The organism is Acinetobacter sp. ANC 4216, from assembly GCF_004331195.1.
GTDB classification, from domain to species: Bacteria; Pseudomonadota; Gammaproteobacteria; order Pseudomonadales; family Moraxellaceae; genus Acinetobacter; species Acinetobacter kookii.
On sequence record NZ_SJOC01000016.1, the window covers coordinates 1 to 17767 of the forward strand.

Consider the following 17767-nt stretch of genomic DNA (forward strand, 5'->3'; position numbering starts at 1 on the left):
GCGCTGAATTCCGTTCCATTGAATGTCTTGGTTTCACCATAGGTTTTGCCTGCATCATTGGCCGTAATCGTCAGTGCACGTGGGCTAACAATTAAATTGCCGTTGCTATAGCTAATCGTGTAGTTGTTCGCATCAAAGGTACCCCCTGTAGCATTGCTGGCAGTGATTGCATATGCCGCTCCACCATTAACACCCGCTGTCGCAGCCGAACCTGTACTGTTTAGGCTAACCTGACCAACCATTTCTCCATTTTGCAGCCCAGATGCGCTGAATTCTGTTCCATTGAATGTCTTGGTTTCACCATAGGTTTTGCCTGCATCATTGGCCGTAATCGTCAGTGCACGTGGGCTAACAATTAAATTGCCGTTGCTATAGCTAATCGTGTAGTTGTTCGCATCAAAGGTACCCCCTGTAGCATTGCTGGCAATGATCGCGTATGCCGCTCCACCATTAACACCCGCTGTCGCAGCCGAACCTGTACTGCTTAGGCTAACCTGACCAACCGTTTCTCCATTTTGCAGCCCAGATGCGCTGAATTCCGTTCCATTGAATGTCTTGGTTTCACCATAGGTTTTGCCTGCATCATTGGCCGTAATCGTCAGTGCACGTGGGCTAACAATTAAATTGCCGTTGCTATAGCTAATCGTGTAGTTGTTCGCATCAAAGGTACCCCCTGTAGCATTGCTGGCAGTGATCGCGTATGCCGCTCCACCATTAACACCCGCTGTCGCAGCCGAACCTGTACTGCTTAGGCTAACCTGACCAACCGTTTCTCCATTTTGCAGCCCAGATGCGCTGAATTCCGTTCCATTGAATGTCTTGGTTTCACCATAGGTTTTGCCTGCATCATTGGCCGTAATCAGTAAAGTAGCAGGATCAATTTTCAATGTCCCGGTTCCGCTACTGGCCTGTACAATCAGATCATAACCTTGCTGAATTGAATACAAATCTTTGTTTAAATCGATAGTTACAGCTGAAGGCGTTACATTCTTTTGTTGAGATAAGATCAATGCTGGATCATAAATAGTACCCGCTGGAACAACCTGATAACCACCGCCCTGCTTTTTACCGTTATAAGTTGTTGTTGTGTCATCATTTGTAATTGTTAAAGAAGTTAAAAAACTTCTTAATAAGGGTGCAGTTTGTCCATCATAAATACGCCAGATTTTTCCTGTTCCACCTACAGCATCTATATCCCAACCTGCAGTTGTAAATGTACTAAGGTCTTGCATTTGTGCTGTGGTTAAACCTGTTCCACCTGCACTAGTAGTTTGCCCTGAAGTTTCAGTATTCCAAAAACTATTTGAAACAGTGTAACCTCCACCTCCAACTAATCCTCCTATGGCATCACCAGCATTGCCAATCACTTTTCCAGTAGCGTAAGAGTTTATTATACTTCCTCCAGTATGCCACCCAACTAGACCACCAATATATGTTCCGTCACCACCAAGTATATGCCCGGTTACATTTCCAGTACTATACGCATTCTTGATTGTTCCAGTATTTCCACCAACCAAGCCACCAATGTCTCCATACTGAGATGTGACATTACCAGAAGAATAAGCATTTTCAATACTTCCAGTATTTCTTCCTACAAGCCCTCCTACCCCATTTGAATTATAATCACCATAACCATTTACATTTGATATCGCATAAGAATTTAAAATTAAACCAAAATTATAACCAACTAAAGATCCTACAGCATTGTAGCCATCTATATTTGCATTAACTAAACCCAGGTTTTTTATTTGAGACAAGTTATGAGTATAACCAAACAATCCTACATTATTGGTACTTGATCTATTAATGGTTAAATCATTAATTGTATGATTTAAACCATCAAACACGCCAGTAAAAGCTGTTGAGCCATTTCCTATTGGATCAAACCCCGCCCCACTATTCCAATTAACGGTATCCGAAGCATCAATATTATTTCCAAGCAGATATTTTCCACTTAGATTTTTATTCATGTCTTGTAATTGGTTTACATTTAAAATAGCAGTATATAAAGCAGGTCTATTGGTTGTATTTATAGTGCCACTTGGTAAATCATTTTTATTAAAGACTTGGTTGTTGGCAAGATTAAGTAAATAAGGTGTGGTCTGATTATTAGCATTTCCCCAAACCGAACTAAAATTAAACCCTATGAATTTATTTTTATCAAACATTTCAGCTGTGGTTAGGCCTGTAACATTTAGGAGTGTGGCTGAATTAAGACCAATACCTTTAGTTTGCCCTGTAGTTTCAATGTTCCAGAAACTCTTTGAAGTGCTTCCAGCAATATTATAACCAATCAAACCACCCACAGTAGTAGTATAGCTTGACGTAGAGAGTACACTTCCAGTTGCATACGAGTTTTCGACATTACCTGTATTATAACCTACTAAACCACCAAGCCCATGGCTTGAAGCAGTATTAGCTGAAGTCGCACTTCCAGTTGCATAAGAGTTAGAAATAGAGCCCGAATTATGTCCCACTAATCCACCAACATCTACCGTTGTGTCTGTTGATGTTGCGTTCCCTGTCGCGTAAGAGTTAACAATTGAGCCAGTATTATGTCCGACTAATACCCCCATATCTGTTCCAGCTGAGCCTGATGAAGTTACATTCCCTGCTACATAGGAATTAGATATACCCCCCCAATTAAATCCTACTAAACCACCAACGCTGGTGATACCGTTAACTTCACTACCGATTAAACCTATATTTCTAATATTTGCACCATTATTTCCAAACAAACCTACATAACTAGTTGTGGGTCTGTTGATGGTAAGATTATTAATTGTATGATTTAAACCATCTAATACGCCTTTAAAAGGAGTGCTACCTCCATAATATGCGTTACCAGTTCCAATCGGATTAAACCCCGCCCCACTATTCCAATTTACAGTCCCACTAGCATCAATATCATTAGCTAAAGCAAAGTTACCATTTAGCTTGGTTCCCATCCCTTGCACGCCGTAAATATCGGTCAATTGCCAAGGGTTTGCAGTAGAACCATCTCCACCAATTGCACGGATAAAGCTACCGCCATTTAAACGGAAATCTTTGGCATAAAAACCTGGCAAAATTGACGCATTTTGTAGCCAGTTCCCTTGGCTTAAAGTAAAAGTTCCCACATTGATTGCATCAGTTGCAGAAATATTATTGGTTGCATTTAAAGTTAAACCACCATTTTGCGCAGTAATTTTTTTATTTAACTGAATATCGTTATCAGCTTGTAAAGTCAGGGTTGAGTTACTTGCCCAACTTAAATCTGCATCTACCGTAATATTACCATCTTGTGTTCCAACACCAGTTCCGCCTGTAGAAACCGTAACTCCTGTGGTCGCCAATGCAGTCGTTAGTGTCGTTGCATTGATGACTGTATCATCTTGAGTTGCCGTAAAACCTGTACCGCTATCCGCTGTATCTGAAATAATAACATTGTAGGGGTCAATCAACCAATTACCTGTTTTTCCCCCATCCGAAAGTGTAGAAATTTTAATGTCTTTATCTATATTAACTTTGGCTGCCGAAGTTTCAATAAACCCGCCATCCTGCCCAGTTTTGCCTTCAGCTTTGAGTATCCCGCTAACATGAGTTTCGCCAGACTGCATATCTCCTAAAAGGATGATTTCACCCTTGGCATTTTGGCTTAAACGATTGGCTTCAATAATGCCGCTGTGATTCACCACCGCCTTGCTTAAGCTGTCTTTGGCTTTGGCAGTTAAATACACGGCACCATTGTCGGCAATAATTGCCCCGCCATTATCCACCAAGCCTTGCAGCACACCTTGATCGACCTGATACTGGGTCAGTGAACCATCCTGTAAGGCCAAAGTCACCTGGCTGGCAGATGTAAGATGCGTTGTGCCATTGGGTGTGCTAATCGTTCCTGTGTTTTTCACATTCGGTGCAATTAAAGCAACTGTTCCGCCTTGTAAGGTCTGGATAGAACCCTGATTTTCAATACTTGCTGTGCTGTTGGCATCACCTTTTAGGGTGTATTTACCATTTTGAATATCGGCATCACTTAAGTTTAAGGTTGACGCGACCAAGCCGCCGACATTGACCTGTGCCGTTTTGGAAAATACGACCCCATTCGGATTGAGTAAAAACACCTGACCATTGGCATTTAAACGCCCCATGATTTGCGAGGCATTACTATCCAGTACATGGTTAATAGCGGTAGAAGACTGGTTTGGCTGATTAAAGTTAACCGTGGCATCCTGACCAATATTAAATGTGTTCCAGTGGGTACTCAGGTTTTGGCTATTTTGATTGATATTTAAGGTATTACCGGTTTGATTGAAACTCGCTGAACCTGAATTGATCTGTGCGCCTGTCGGAAGTTCGGTACTGGAAATTGCGGCATGAATGGAAAATGGCAGCATCGCTACACTAAAGAATAAAATTGAACGCATCCATGTGCTGACAGAACTGAGGCTATGACATACAGAACTTTCCGTTTCGCTTGCAGCTGCTTTTTGTGTAGTGCTGCTGTGGCTTTTTGCTAGTTCAGAGACCGCTTGCCAGCATGCCAACTGTTTATTCCAAATTACCCTATAAATTTTATTCATGAAAACCCCAAGAAAATCACAGAAAAAATGATGAAATATTAAGCATTAATATCATATTATTTTCGTGATTCATATCACCAAAAATAGGGATTTAAAAACTTTTATCATGAAATATTCTTAGTTTTTTATATAAAGATATCCTAAACATAATCAAATTTTACTAAAGGAAATAAATTTCATTTTTATAGTTATTTAACATCATGGTTATTATTTTACTTATTTTAAATTTCAATGTAAAAAAGCCCCTGTTTTCACAGGGGCTTTTGAATTTGGCGGAAGCGGTGAGATTCGAACTCACGGAGGACTCACACCCTCGTCGGTTTTCAAGACCGGTGCATTAAACCGCTCTGCCACGCTTCCAATGGCGGCTATAATATAAATAAAATTCTCACTTGGCAAATACTTTTCTATATTTTTCTTACCAACCGCTTAAAATAAAAACAAAACTTGTTAATCTGCTGAATTTTCAGGCTTTTCGTAGCGAATTTCATTCACATACCACAGTTTTTCACCCAATGGAGTGGATACTTTTACTTCATCATCTATCTGCTTGCCCAATAACGCGCGAGCCATAGGTGAATCAATGGAAATATGCTGTGGATGATGATCATAAATTTCATCCACACCGACGATACGCAAGGTTTTTTGCTCCCCTTCATCATTTTCAATATTCACCCAAGCACCAAAATAAACCTTGCCTGCTTGCTCGGGGGAAAAATCAATAATGCGCAGCTCTTCCAGGCGTTTGCCCAGATAACGGACACGGCGGTCAATCTTGCGTAATAGCTGTTTATTGTACTGATAGTCAGCATTTTCCGAACGATCGCCAAGACTGGCTGCCCAGTTCACTTTTTTGGTAATTTCTGGTCGTTCTTCATGCCATAAATATTGTAATTCTGCGACCAATTTGTCATGTCCAGCACGTGTAATTAAGTTAGATTTCATGATGATTTTTGAAGTTATGCTTACATTTTGCTTACAAGAATGGTCTATTCTATCCCCTATTTACACACAACTAAAGTTTATAAAATTAATTCTTCAATAAAATTAATTTGTTATGTTACATATCTCCAAAAAGTTTCGTACAAAATTTGACAAGTATATTTTTCACCCTTATTATGCGCGCATGTTTTTAAATCGTTTATTTTTTAATCTATGTAGAAATTCTACATGATTCTCCCTTTAATCCTATGTCATTTTGAATGACGTCATGACTGCCCAACCCTTATTGAATTTATCAAACTAGTAAAAGTCTGAGGCCTATTTGCCTTTGCTTTTTAGGGCATAAATTACTTGTAGCGGAGACAACATGCACAGTAGTTCAACTTCTGGGGCGAGGCTTTGCCTTAACTCATTAACTTCTTCTCTCTCGTTAAAAATTCTTGCATTTAGCACCGTGTTATTTCCATTTCATAGTATTAATGCAAGCAAGTCGTTTCAGTATGATTCTGTGGTCAATGGCAAACAGCTTACCGTTGTTTCCGTTGAAAATTCGACCACCGTATTTAAAGATGGCGCGCACCAGCATGGTTTTGGCTATGACCTGGCGCGTAACTATGCCAACAGCTTAAATGTCAAGCTGGTATTTAAAACCGTACCTGATAATGCCACGGCACTGAAATGGGTTTCACAAGGTAAAGCCAACTTTGCCATGACCACTGCAAATGTCAGTGAAATTGAACAAAAGCGTTTAACTTCTTTTTCAGCAACCTGTGGTGATATAGGCAGCTTGCAACAAAATGGCTTGAATACCAAACTCAACTGGGTATTTAAACATGCAAATGATCCTCTTGCCCAAACTGCAAGTGGCTTTGTCTGTAAGGGTAAACAGTCTGGTGCAATTCGCCAATTGGCATCGTTCTATAATCAGAATGTGGTGCAAGAACATTCATGGGATAGTATCCAGCGTGATTTAAATCAACGTATGCCGATTTATAAAGCCAGCTTTAAAAATACCGCCGCTAAATATGATTTAGATTGGCATTTACTGGCAGCAATTGGTTATCAGGAATCGTATTTAAAACCGAATTCTGTTTCCCCTACTGGTGTTCGAGGTTTAATGATGCTGACCAACAGCACAGCCAAAGCCATGGGGGTCAGTAACCGAACCGATCCGACCCAAAGTATTGAAGGGGGCGCGAAATATTACGACCAGATGTTAACTCGATTTTCAGATGTCCCTTTCCCGGACCGGAACTGGTATGCGCTGGTGGCTTATAATATGGGACCGGGTGCAGTCGATCAGATTCAAAAGCGTATTCAAGCCCAAGGTAAAAATCCGAATAACTGGGTCAACCTGTATAGTTATTTAGAACGTAACAAGGCCAGCAATGGCCGTTACCGTCAGGCTGTGCAGTATGTCACCCGTATTCGTGCCTATCTAGAACATATTAAAACTTCAGAGCTAGTGAATATTTAATCTCTCTTAATATTCTCCAGATACGAAAAAGCTTACCCCAGGGTAAGCTTTTTTTGCTTAAAATGACTTAAGCGATTGTTCTTAAGTAAAAAAACCTTAAGCGGTTTGCTCAAGTACTTTTTTGAATAAATCTTTTTGCTCTTGGCTTGGCTTGGCTGTCTGTAAAGCCATCAATTGTGACATATCGCCTTGAACCTTGATTTTACCGGTCATGAATGCCTGCATTGCAGCAGCCATATCGAATTCCAGGAACACTTTACGTAAAGTTTCACCATCCATGTTCAACGTGGTTTTCGCATTTGAGGATAGACCTTTTTTGATTACCCCACCATCCAGAGATAATTCTGTATTGCCCTGAGCATCAGACACCACCAGGTTGATTGCTAAATTTGCAAGTGCAGGTGGCAAGTTTAAATCACCCGCTTGCGCAGTTAATGTTTCTACAGTTGAAAACCAATCATCAGTTAAAAAGGCAGGCATGATCTTTCCTCAATTTATTTGTTCATTTGTGTCGCCTATCCAGACAACATCTTTGTGAAGCTATTTTGCTTGAAGCTTGTTATAGCATGTAAAACCGTTTTCTGCTTAACGTTTTTTGTACGATGCGTTCAATTTTTATGTTTTTAATACATTTATTAAATAAATCAGATATATAAAGTTATATAAAATAGACACCAACCCTAAAATTGGTGTCTAGAAACTCATCTTAGTCTGCTGCAAAACCCAGGTTGACCATGTTGATCCGTTTGTTTTGCCCTTCTTCTTCCGTTGAGCAGCTCGCAGTGAAATCAATTTCACGCTGTGCGTCTAAAGCTTCAAAGTCAAACAGTTCACGGTCGGCCAATTGCGAAGGCGATACATTCTGCATAGCACCAAAAATACTGTGTAAGCGTTTTGGATACTGTTTATCCCATTCACGCAGCATGTCATTAATCATGGCGCGTTGTAAGTTCTCCTGTGAACCGCACAGGTTACACGGAATAATCGGGAACTGGCGCATTTCTGCATATTTGATGATGTCTTTTTCTTCCACATAAGCCAGTGGACGAATCAGGATATTTTTCTTGTCGGATGACAGCAGTTTCGGTGGCATGGCCTTCAGGCTACCGCCATGAAACAGGTTCAGGAAGAACGTGGCCATAATGTCATCACGGTGATGACCTAAAGCGACTTTGGTCGCGCCAATTTCCTGCGCAAAGCCATACAATGAACCACGACGTAAACGTGAACACACTGCACAGTAGGTTTTGCCTTCAGGCGTCAGCTTTTTGGTAATGCTGTATGTGTCTTTTTCCAGAATATAATAAGGAATTTTATTTTCCTCTAAATAACGGGGCAAGACATCTTCCGGGAAACCGGGCTGCTTTTGGTCCAGGTTCACAGCCACCACATCAAAATTGATGGGTGCAATCCGTTTAAACTGCAACAAAATATCCAGCAAGGTATAACTGTCTTTACCCCCAGAAATACAGACCATTACCTTATCGCCATCTTCGATCATTGTAAAATCACGAATGGCATGACCGACTTGACGGCGAAGCTTTTTCAATAAACGGTAATATGCCGAACTAGTTGGCAGTTCTGGTTTGAAATTAAATCCTTGTTCGGACTCAACTGGCGAGTACATAGACGAGATTTACCCATAAATAAAAATACCGCGCAATTTTATCCGATTCAGCCTGAACAAGCACCAAAAGAATGTAATTTCTGCAAATTGTTTATTACTACCCTTTTCATTTAAAACTCCCAAGTTTATTTTGACCTGATGAGTTCAAATTTTAGCCACAATGCTTACCATTTGTACTTTTCCACAGTTGTCCACAAAACCTGTGGATAACTTTGTGGATTTTAAAACACTTGACAAGGTGTCAGACCTATTATTTAAGGCTTCTATTTAAATTGATCATTTTTTGATCAATTTTGTTATTGTTTAAAATCAATTACTTAAGTGTGTCAAGTTATCCTGATTAAAAAAAAATTAAAATTTTTTTTGATTACTATCTCAACAAACAGCTCTTGCTTTTTACAAACTTTTGGTGAAATTAATAGAGTAATACTTTCCATCTTGTTTTTTTTTGTTAAACTCCACTTGTACTATGTTTGGAACAAATGTTGTCTATTTATAAAAATGAAAAATAACTTTGTAAAAATTGGACTTTATTTTTTGGGGTGTGTGGCAGTTCAATCTGTTGCAACGACCAGTTATGCCGGACAGACCATCTATCAGTTAAAAGACTCGAATGGTACGACCTTGCTCACCAATAAGAAAAATCGTTACAACCATCTCAAAGTCGAGAAAAAAACCTATTATCCAGACAGCAATATCCATAGCTATAGTAACTGGGGTTCATCCGAAGCTTCGGTACTCCCGAGTTACAGTCGCAATAAAAATGCTTTTGATTCCATTATCAAACAGGCCGCTTCCCAACATGGCATATCGGAAGGCCTGATTAAAGCGGTCATGCATACTGAATCAGGCTTTAATGTCAATGCCCGCTCCCCTGTTGGCGCACAAGGACTGATGCAGCTCATGCCTGCAACTGCAAAACGTTTTAATGTTTCAAATGCTTTTGATCCCTATCAAAATATTATGGGTGGGGCAAAATATTTATCCTGGCTGATGAAACGTTTTAATGGCAATACCTCACTGGTTCTGGCCGGTTATAATGCCGGTGAAGGCAATGTCGCCAAATACGGCGGCATTCCCCCGTTTAGAGAAACCCAGGACTATGTCAGACGTGTGAGCAGCCGCTTCAGCAACTTATATTCCAATGGCTTGGGTCATAGCTCAAGTTCGGCAAAGTCGAGTTCTGATGCCGGCAAAATTGTTGCTCAATCCGACAATTATGAATCCGCTTCAGCACATGCCCCCCCTCGTTATAGTTCACAGCGTCAAATCATTATGGCATCCGATGGCAGCTTCACCGATGCTCCCGGCTCATATGTCACAGCCCATGCGACAGCTTCAGCAAAAATTTCAATTGCTGACAATTAAATTGTTTTAGAAACTGCATCATTATAGAGTTTTGTTAATTTTTCCTTGAATTTTTAAGACTTACACCTCATATTTAGTGAGATGATTTTTGATTTATAAATCAGATTATTTTTTTATTATAAGAGGATTTTCTCAATGATGCGGATTGGTTTGTTCTTGCTAACCAACCTCGCGGTACTGGTAGTAGCTGGCATTATCTTGTCACTCTTCGGTGTCGGTAGTTACCATGGCGCGGGTGGCTTAAATCTAGGCAACCTACTAGTGATCTGTTTTGTCTTTGGTATGGTTGGCTCTCTCATTTCGTTGTTTATGTCGAAATGGATGGCAAAAAAGTCTACCGGGACAGAGTTAATTGACCCGAATGCGCCTCGTAACCAGGCTGAAGCATGGTTATTACAAGAAATTGCGCAATTATCGCAACGTGCCGGCATTAACATGCCAGAAGTGGGTATTTTCCCATCTTATCAGTCGAATGCTTTCGCTACAGGCTGGAATAAAAACGATGCATTGGTTGCCGTTTCAACCGGCTTGCTCGAACGCATGAATAAAGACGAACTTCGTGCGGTGCTTGCGCATGAGATCGGTCACGTCGCCAATGGTGACATGGTTACGCTTGCCTTGATTCAAGGTGTAGTCAACGCCTTTGTCATGTTCTTTGCCCGTGTGGTCGGTGACTTTATTGACCGTAATGTCTTTGGCCGTGAAGATGGCGAAGCACCGGGACTGGCTTATTTTGCCATTACCATCGTACTGGATATCGTGTTTGGTATTCTGGCTTCTGCCATTGTGATGTGGTTCTCGCGTCATCGCGAATACCGTGCCGATGAAGCCGGAGCACGTTTAGCCGGTAAACAGGCCATGATTTCTGCATTATTGCGTTTACAGGCAGAATCTGAACTGCCAGATCAAATGCCAAAAGAAATGAAAGCGTTCTCTATTGCAGAAGGTAAAGAACAAGGTTTCAGCCTGGCTGCTTTGTTCCAGACCCATCCTACCATTGAACAACGTGTAGCTGCATTACAACAGTTGAATTGCCCATAATCTGTTAAGATAAAACAGAATAAAAAAAGCCTCCAGCATGGAGGCTTTTTTATGACTAGCTTCAATACAACAGGCTGTCATTGAAAGACAATTACACACGCCACTCAATATGAATGATTGACAGCAAAATCATCGATTAGTTGATCTTGCAGGGGCTAAATATTTAGTGTTTGCCACCATTGCCATAACCAGCTCAATCCCAACCACATAGCAATGGCCAATACAAGGATAAAAACAAGGCCCAACAGGTCAGGAAGATGCAGCCAGATCCAGGCCACCACAGGGTTACGCCAAAATGCTGAAGACTGCTGCTTCTGTTCTAGACGTTCATGCAAAAAGGGATGGGTGACATGGGACTCACTGCGAATCTGATACTCCTCACGAATATGATCATGCACAATCGCTAAAGCTTTGCGGCTTGGACGAATAAAAACGTCAAAAACCGTTCCAGCGACAGGAATAAAACCGACTACGGCATCCATCATGGCCAATTTCATCACCGGAGTCAGCTTGCTTTGCGGTACGCCAATTTGCTTGGCTTTATAGATGGCATAACAGGTCAAGACAAAGCCCGCGACATCTCCAGCCACAGGAATGGTACTTAAGGCGGCATCCGCCCCCACCCCTTGTTTGGTAAAGGGAATACGCACCACCGAATCCATCATATTGGCAAACTTGGCTAAATCGCGCTCCAAACGTATGACTTCTTGCCGGCTGAGTTTTTGCTGTTGTTCAAACATCGCTGGTTCCAAAGAAATGATCGGTCTAACTGCTTGAGATTACATCATATCTGTGCGGTTTGAAGTGTATGGATATCATTAATCAGTGAACGTGAATCACACTGCCCATCCCATTCCATGCTGAACTGATGAAGAGATTGATCTTGCCTCAACTGCTTCATTAACCTGTTCCATTCTCAGAACCACTCAATAAGCCCCTTTTGCTGCAAGTCTATTGAATGGTTGAATTGAATTCAGGTTATACCCGGGTTTTGGTTTTCAACAGCGTGCGAATCAGCACATACATAAAGGGAATAAAAATCAGCACCAAGATGGTCGCGAAAATCACCCCACCCAATACGCTCACACCAATTTCCTGACGGCTGGCAGCACCCGCACCAAAGGCAAAGACCAGTGGAATTACCCCTGCACCAAAAGCCAGAGAAGTCATCAGAATTGGGCGTAAACGCAGGCTGGCTCCTTCCAGTGCAGCCTCAATCACACTGCGGCCTTGCTGCTCTGCAAGGGAGGCAAACTCAACAATTAAAATGGCATTTTTACAGGACAGGCCAATGGTGGTGAGCAAGGCAATCTGGAAATAAATGTCGTTCGGAAAACCGGCAAAATAACTGAACAGGATATTACCGCCAATCCCCAAAGGAATGGCAGTTAATACTGCTGTAGGAATAGACCAGCTTTCATAGAGTGCCGCCAGACACAGGAAAATAAAGCCGATTGACAGCACATACAGCAATAGCGCCTGATTACTCGAGCGTTTTTCTTCAAAGGACAAACCGCTCCATGCCACATCTATACCCGGGTGCTGTGCCACCAGCTGTTCAACATCACCCATTGCCACGCCCGAGCTGACATCTTTGGCGGTATCTGCTTCCATTTGCAAGGCGGTATAACCCATATAACGATTGACCACATCCGGCCCGCCACTCCAGCTGACCGTGGCAAAATTGCTAAAGGACACCATCTGGTTCAAGTCATTGCGCACATACCAGTATTGCAGGTCTTCAGGTTTGGAACGAAATTCCGCATCGCCCTGCATCATCACCCGTTTAATCCGGCCACGATCAATAAAATCATTGATATAGCTGCCACCCCATGCACTTGCCAGGGTACTGTTAATGGCTGCTTGCGACAGGCCATTGGCCATCGCCAGTTTCTGGTCAATATTCACCTTTAAGCCTGCTTTATCTGGATTTGAACGCTTGTCCAGATTTTCAAAACTGCTGTATTGTTTTGCCTGCTGCTGCAATTGCTTAAACTGGCTATCCAGATAGGCACGACCTTGGCCATTGATGTCACGAATCCAGAAATCCAGCCCGTCAGTTTGGCCTAAACCACTGACTGAAGCGGGCATCGTCACATTAATTTGTGCATTCGGACTGTTTTTAAAATGCTTTAAGGCGCGCTCACGAATGGCTTGAGCCGAATTTTCTTTGCCGGAGCGTTCATCCCAAGGCTTTAAGGCAATAAAACCCTGACCTAAGTTTTGTCCCGTTCCGGCCATATTACGGCCATAACGAACCATCACCAGATTGACATTATCTTTTTCATTTTTCAGGAAATACTGTCTGATTTGCTCCCCAATTTCGGAACTTTTCGACATCGGCGCGCCATCTGCCAGTTTAAACTGCACGTTTAAAATGCCCTGATCTTCACTGGGAATAAAACTGGTCGGTAAAGCCCGATAGAACAGCGCAAAAACACTGATCAGTGCCGCAAAAATGACGAGGCAAATTGCCTTATGCTGCAGGCTAAGATTGGATAATTTTAAATAACCATGTTTTAAGCCATCCAGTTTTTGGTTAAACCAGACCGCCCATCGGGCAGGCTGTGGATTCGGCTTTAAAATCAGGGCACATAAAGCTGGAGTTAAAATCAGGGCAACAGCCAGCGATAAAGCCATGGCAGCAACCAGGGTAATGGAAAACTGGCGATAAATCACACCCGTAGAACCGCCAAAAAAAGCCATGGGAATAAACACGGCTGTGAGTACCAAGGTAATTCCGACCAATGCCCCACTAATTTCCTGCATGGATTCCAGCGATGCTTCTTGAGCCGTCAAGTTTTTCTCATGCATCAGCCGCTCAATATTTTCCACCACCACAATCGCATCATCCACCAATAGCCCGATCGCCAGAACCAGGGCAAACAGGGTAAGCGTATTGATACTCAAGCCCAGGACATATAATACCGCCATGGTCCCCAGCAGAACCACCGGTACAGTAATTGCAGGAATCAGGGTCGCGCGCCAGTTTTGCAAAAACAGGAACATTACCACAATCACCAGCAACACGGCTTCGACCAGGGTTTTCACCACCTCCTTGATGGATTCTTTGACAAATGGCGTATTATCACGTGGATAAACCAGTTTATAGCCTTCAGGAAGCTGCTTCGAAATCTGATCCACTTCAGCTTGAATCAGTGCTGAAGTCGCCAAGGCATTGGCACCTGAAGCCAGCGAAATCCCCATCCCGGCAGAAGAAAAGCCGTTAATGGTGTTCATGGATTGATAATTTTCTGCACCCAGTTCAACCCGGGCGACATCTTTTAAATAGATAAAACTGCCATTACGCGCAGATTTGACAATGATATTTTCAAATTCAGGCACTGTTTTCAAACGTGAGCCAGAAGTGACTTTGGCATTTAAATACTGGTCTTCTACGGTCGGCAAATCCCCCACCGCTCCTGCTGCCACCTGGGTATTTTGTGCTTCCACCGCGGCGCGGATATCACTCGGCATTAAATTGTATTGTTTTAATTTTAAGGGGTTTAACCAGATGCGCATGGCATATTGCGAACCGAACACATCCACTTCGCCAATACCGTCTATACGCGCCAGCTCTTCTTCCAGATGGGTCTGCATATAGTCCGACAGGGCAATGCTGTCACTTTTACCCGAGGCATCATACAGGCCAATGACCATGTGCGTGTCACCCAGTGACTTGAATACATTGACGCCCTGACGTTGTACTTCATCCGGTAAACGGTTCAGCACAGCATTAATCGCATTTTGTACCTGGACTTGCGCCGTATCCGGATCGGTCCCATTTTCGAAACTGATGTTAATGCGGCTACGACCAGAGGAATCGCTACTGGAACTAAAATACAGCAAATGATCAATGCCTTTAATTTGCTGTTCCAGCACCTGGGTGACACTTTCTTCCACCGTTTCTGCTGAGGCACCATTATAGCTGGCACTGACACTAATACGTGGCGGTGCGATATCCGGAAAACGTTCTACCGGTAAATTCAGCGTTGCAAACACACCAAAAGCCATCAAGATGATGGCTAAAACACCGGCAAAAATCGGTCGATGAATAAAAAATCTAGACAGCATATGTCCTGGTCACTTAAATGGTGAGAGATAAAAATTCAACGCAATCATTGAACCCTTAAAATGATAGATTTGATATTGATAATCAATAACAGAAATATAAAAGCCAATCATATTTAACAGAAAAAATCAGACTTTGCCTTAAATAAGGAGAAAATATGGAGATAATTTTTTTATCAAAAGCTTATTTCTTGTAAATTTTACTCCTGCCCCAAATTTTTTACTGTTTTTATTTCATTATTTTAATTGAATTTAGTGAATTAATTTTTAATTAAGCAATGCCGAATATGATTGCCCAAATTATTGTCTGTTTGAGCACCATGAATTCTTATTCCCCCTTTAAAGGCAAGACCGGTGTTAAGCGTGTCTTGAATGCAACCCAGTATTCTCTTGCCGGTTTTAAGTCTGCCTTTAGCCATGAAGCCGCTTTTCGCCAGATCGTCCTGATCAATATAGTCCTTATTCCAGGCAGTTTTTTTCTAAATGTGACCGCGGTTGAACAGGCCCTGATGGTTGCCGTCTGTTTACTGGCTTTGATTGTGGAATTATTGAATTCAGCAATTGAGGCGGTGGTCGACCGTATTTCCCTAGAAAAGCATCCTCTTTCAAAAAATGCCAAAGACATGGGCAGTGCCGCACAGTTTGTCGCGCTTGGCATCATCTTTTTTGTGTGGCTGATTATTTTAATGAAATAAGCATTTTATTGCTTTCATCTTTGCAGCTTTTAAAGCAGCAGCTTTGATCGCGTGTTTTTATATCGCATTCTAGACTTTGAAGCATAAAAAAACCCGGCTTGCGCCGGGTTTTTCGAATCAGTTCAGTGCTTAGTGAGCAGCGAATTGGTTCATTGTGTTTTTAGCATCATCGTGCGCTTTAAGAGCGTTGTCACCAGAGAAGATTTCTTTGTGATCATCACCGATGTCAGAACCCGCCATTGCCTGGTGTTTAACACAAGCGATACCGCCACGGATTTCTTTACGTTGTACGCCAGCAACATAAGCCAACATACCTTCAGAACCGAAGTAACCTTGAGCAAGCTCGTGAGTAGAAAGAGCAGCTGTATGGTAAGTCGGAAGTGTGATCAAGTGGTGGAACACACCTGCTTCACGAGAAGCATCTGCTTGGAATGTACGTACTTTTTCGTCAGCGTCTGCAGCCAATTCAGTGTTGTCGTACTCAGCGCTCATTAATTTAGCGCGGTCGTATGCAGAAACGTCTTTACCTTCAGCAACCCAACGGTCGTAAGCTTGTTGACGGAAGTTTAAAGTCCAGTTGAACGATGGAGAGTTGTTATAAACAAGTTTCGCATTTGGAACAACTTCTTTCACACGGTTAACCATGTGTGCAATTTCTTCTACGTTTGGAGTCGCAGTTTCGATCCAAAGCAGGTCAGCACCGTTTTGAAGGCTGGTTACACAGTCAAGTACAACGCGGTCAATTTGAGTGCCTTCACGGAACTGGTACAAACCAGAAGCTAAACGTTTAGGACGGTGAAGTTTACCATCACGCTTGATCAGGATTTCGTCTTCTTTCGCTTCAGAGATGTCAATTTCTTGAGTGTCTAAGTAGCTGATGTATTGAGAAGCGATGTCGCCTGGCTCTTTAACCACTGGGATTTTTTGAGTCAAGTCAGCGCCTTCAGAGTCAGTACGTGCAACGATGATACCGTCGTCAAGACCCATTTCCAGGAACGCGTAACGTAAAGCGTGGATTTTAGCGATGAAGTCTTCGTGTGGAACAGTTACTTTACCAGCTTGGTGACCACATTGTTTCGCATCAGAAACCTGGTTTTCGATTTGTAGTGCACATGCACCCGCTTCGATCATTTTCTTAGCAAGCAAGTAAGTCGCTTCTTCGTTACCGAAACCAGCGTCGATGTCCGCAATGATTGGCACAACGTGAGTTTCAAAATTGTCGATTTGCGCAGTGATTTCAGCAGCTTTAGCAGTGTCACCAGCGTCTTGTGCTTTTTTAAGTGCACGGAACAAATCGTTTAATTCTTTTGCGTCAGCTTGACGTAAGAAAGTGTAGATTTCTTCGATCAATGCAGGAACAGAAGTTTTTTCGTGCATAGATTGGTCAGGAAGAGGACCGAATTCTGAACGAAGTGCAGCAACCATCCAACCAGAAAGGTAGATATAACGCTTGCTTGTAGTACCGAAGTATTTTTTGTTCGCAATCATTTTTTGTTGCGCAACAAAACCGTGCCAGCAACCTAAAGATTGAGTGTATTTGCTAGAATCGGCATCGTATTCAGCCATATCACGACGCATAATCGCAGCTGTATATTTAGCAATGTCTAAACCAGTTTTGAAACGGTTTTGCATTTGCATACGTGCAGCATCTTCAGGACTGATGTCTGCCCAAGTGTTGCCGAATTTTGCTTTTAATTCGCGGATTGCATCAATCGCTGTTTGGTATGTAGTCATGATATTTTCCTGTAATAATATTAGGATTTCATCAAGCGAAGGCTAAAATCACACTCATATTATTTGTTCAGATTTAGAGCGCTTCGTTAAGATGAACACAGATTAGAGTGAGTTAAAAAATTAATCCAATATTCTCGATTAATTCTCAGTATTTATTTAAAAAATATGTAGATCAAAGTCGTATTATGTTTATGTTTCAAAATATTAAATCATTGTTTTAATTTACTTTATTTAAACCATACAAAATTAT

11 protein-coding genes and 1 tRNA gene are annotated in these 17767 nt (G+C 42.0%); 4 read left to right on the plus strand and 8 right to left on the minus strand.

Features of this window, described 5'->3' with window-relative positions; translation table 11 throughout:
* The 3 genes from E0H88_RS13010 to greB all read right to left on the minus strand — a co-directional run.
* A partial coding sequence (locus E0H88_RS13010; RefSeq protein WP_131274488.1) for a two-partner secretion domain-containing protein occupies positions 1 to 4562 on the minus strand: 4562 nt, incomplete at its 3' end.
* Between the two features lie 270 nt (positions 4563 to 4832).
* Positions 4833 to 4922: transfer RNA gene (locus tag E0H88_RS13015), tRNA-Ser, on the minus strand.
* 90 nt (positions 4923 to 5012) lie between these two features.
* On the minus strand, positions 5013 to 5507 hold the full coding sequence (gene greB, locus E0H88_RS13020; RefSeq protein WP_131274489.1) for a transcription elongation factor GreB: 495 nt from the start codon (positions 5505 to 5507) through the stop codon (positions 5013 to 5015).
* A gap of 364 nt (positions 5508 to 5871) precedes the next feature.
* Here greB and E0H88_RS13025 point away from each other — a divergent pair, with 364 nt between their 5' ends.
* Positions 5872 to 6981, plus strand: a complete 1110-nt coding sequence (locus E0H88_RS13025) for an MltF family protein (protein ID WP_131274490.1) — start codon at positions 5872 to 5874, stop codon at positions 6979 to 6981.
* A 96-nt stretch (positions 6982 to 7077) separates the two neighbouring features.
* On the opposite strand, the gene E0H88_RS13030 is transcribed toward E0H88_RS13025, so the two are convergent.
* Both E0H88_RS13030 and ttcA read right to left on the minus strand, forming a co-directional pair.
* Positions 7078 to 7461 (minus strand): SCP2 sterol-binding domain-containing protein, encoded by a 384-nt coding sequence (locus E0H88_RS13030; protein ID WP_092818690.1) that lies wholly within the window; start codon positions 7459 to 7461, stop codon positions 7078 to 7080.
* A gap of 226 nt (positions 7462 to 7687) precedes the next feature.
* Positions 7688 to 8608: a tRNA 2-thiocytidine(32) synthetase TtcA gene (ttcA, locus tag E0H88_RS13035; RefSeq protein ID WP_131274491.1), complete on the minus strand. Its 921-nt coding sequence runs from the start codon at positions 8606 to 8608 to the stop codon at positions 7688 to 7690.
* Between the two features lie 501 nt (positions 8609 to 9109).
* Between ttcA and E0H88_RS13040 the strand changes: the two genes are divergently transcribed.
* The gene (locus tag E0H88_RS13040; RefSeq protein WP_131274492.1) at positions 9110 to 9976 is read left to right on the plus strand and encodes a lytic transglycosylase domain-containing protein; all 867 of its coding nucleotides are present in this window, start codon (positions 9110 to 9112) and stop codon (positions 9974 to 9976) included.
* Positions 9977 to 10111: 135 nt separating this feature from the next.
* Positions 10112 to 11017, plus strand: coding sequence for a protease HtpX (gene htpX / locus E0H88_RS13045; protein WP_092818693.1), 906 nt, complete (start codon positions 10112 to 10114; stop codon positions 11015 to 11017).
* Positions 11018 to 11172: 155 nt separating this feature from the next.
* Here the strand turns inward: htpX and E0H88_RS13050 are convergent, their stop codons facing one another.
* A complete protein-coding gene (locus E0H88_RS13050; protein WP_131274493.1) occupies positions 11173 to 11757 on the minus strand; it encodes a DUF4112 domain-containing protein in 585 nt (194 codons plus the stop codon).
* A gap of 238 nt (positions 11758 to 11995) precedes the next feature.
* A complete protein-coding gene (locus tag E0H88_RS13055) occupies positions 11996 to 15091 on the minus strand; it encodes a multidrug efflux RND transporter permease subunit (RefSeq protein WP_131274494.1) in 3096 nt (1031 codons plus the stop codon).
* 317 nt (positions 15092 to 15408) lie between these two features.
* On the opposite strand from E0H88_RS13055, the gene E0H88_RS13060 reads away from it, so the two are divergent.
* A complete protein-coding gene (locus E0H88_RS13060) occupies positions 15409 to 15783 on the plus strand; it encodes a diacylglycerol kinase (protein WP_092818964.1) in 375 nt (124 codons plus the stop codon).
* 129 nt (positions 15784 to 15912) lie between these two features.
* Here E0H88_RS13060 and E0H88_RS13065 read toward each other — a convergent pair whose 3' ends face one another.
* On the minus strand, positions 15913 to 17517 hold the full coding sequence (locus tag E0H88_RS13065) for an isocitrate lyase (RefSeq protein ID WP_092818696.1): 1605 nt from the start codon (positions 17515 to 17517) through the stop codon (positions 15913 to 15915).
* Between the last annotated feature and the right edge of the window lie 250 nt (positions 17518 to 17767).

Coding starts and splice junctions, on each gene's coding strand:
- greB (WP_131274489.1), bottom strand. CDS start 5,507: ATGAAATCTAACTTAATTACACGTGCTGGACATGACAAATTGGTCGCA.
- E0H88_RS13025 (WP_131274490.1), top strand. CDS start 5,872: ATGCACAGTAGTTCAACTTCTGGGGCGAGGCTTTGCCTTAACTCATTA.
- E0H88_RS13030 (WP_092818690.1), bottom strand. CDS start 7,461: ATGCCTGCCTTTTTAACTGATGATTGGTTTTCAACTGTAGAAACATTA.
- ttcA (WP_131274491.1), bottom strand. CDS start 8,608: ATGTACTCGCCAGTTGAGTCCGAACAAGGATTTAATTTCAAACCAGAA.
- E0H88_RS13040 (WP_131274492.1), top strand. CDS start 9,110: ATGAAAAATAACTTTGTAAAAATTGGACTTTATTTTTTGGGGTGTGTG.
- htpX (WP_092818693.1), top strand. CDS start 10,112: ATGATGCGGATTGGTTTGTTCTTGCTAACCAACCTCGCGGTACTGGTA.
- E0H88_RS13050 (WP_131274493.1), bottom strand. CDS start 11,757: ATGTTTGAACAACAGCAAAAACTCAGCCGGCAAGAAGTCATACGTTTG.
- E0H88_RS13055 (WP_131274494.1), bottom strand. CDS start 15,091: ATGCTGTCTAGATTTTTTATTCATCGACCGATTTTTGCCGGTGTTTTA.
- E0H88_RS13060 (WP_092818964.1), top strand. CDS start 15,409: ATGAATTCTTATTCCCCCTTTAAAGGCAAGACCGGTGTTAAGCGTGTC.
- E0H88_RS13065 (WP_092818696.1), bottom strand. CDS start 17,517: ATGACTACATACCAAACAGCGATTGATGCAATCCGCGAATTAAAAGCA.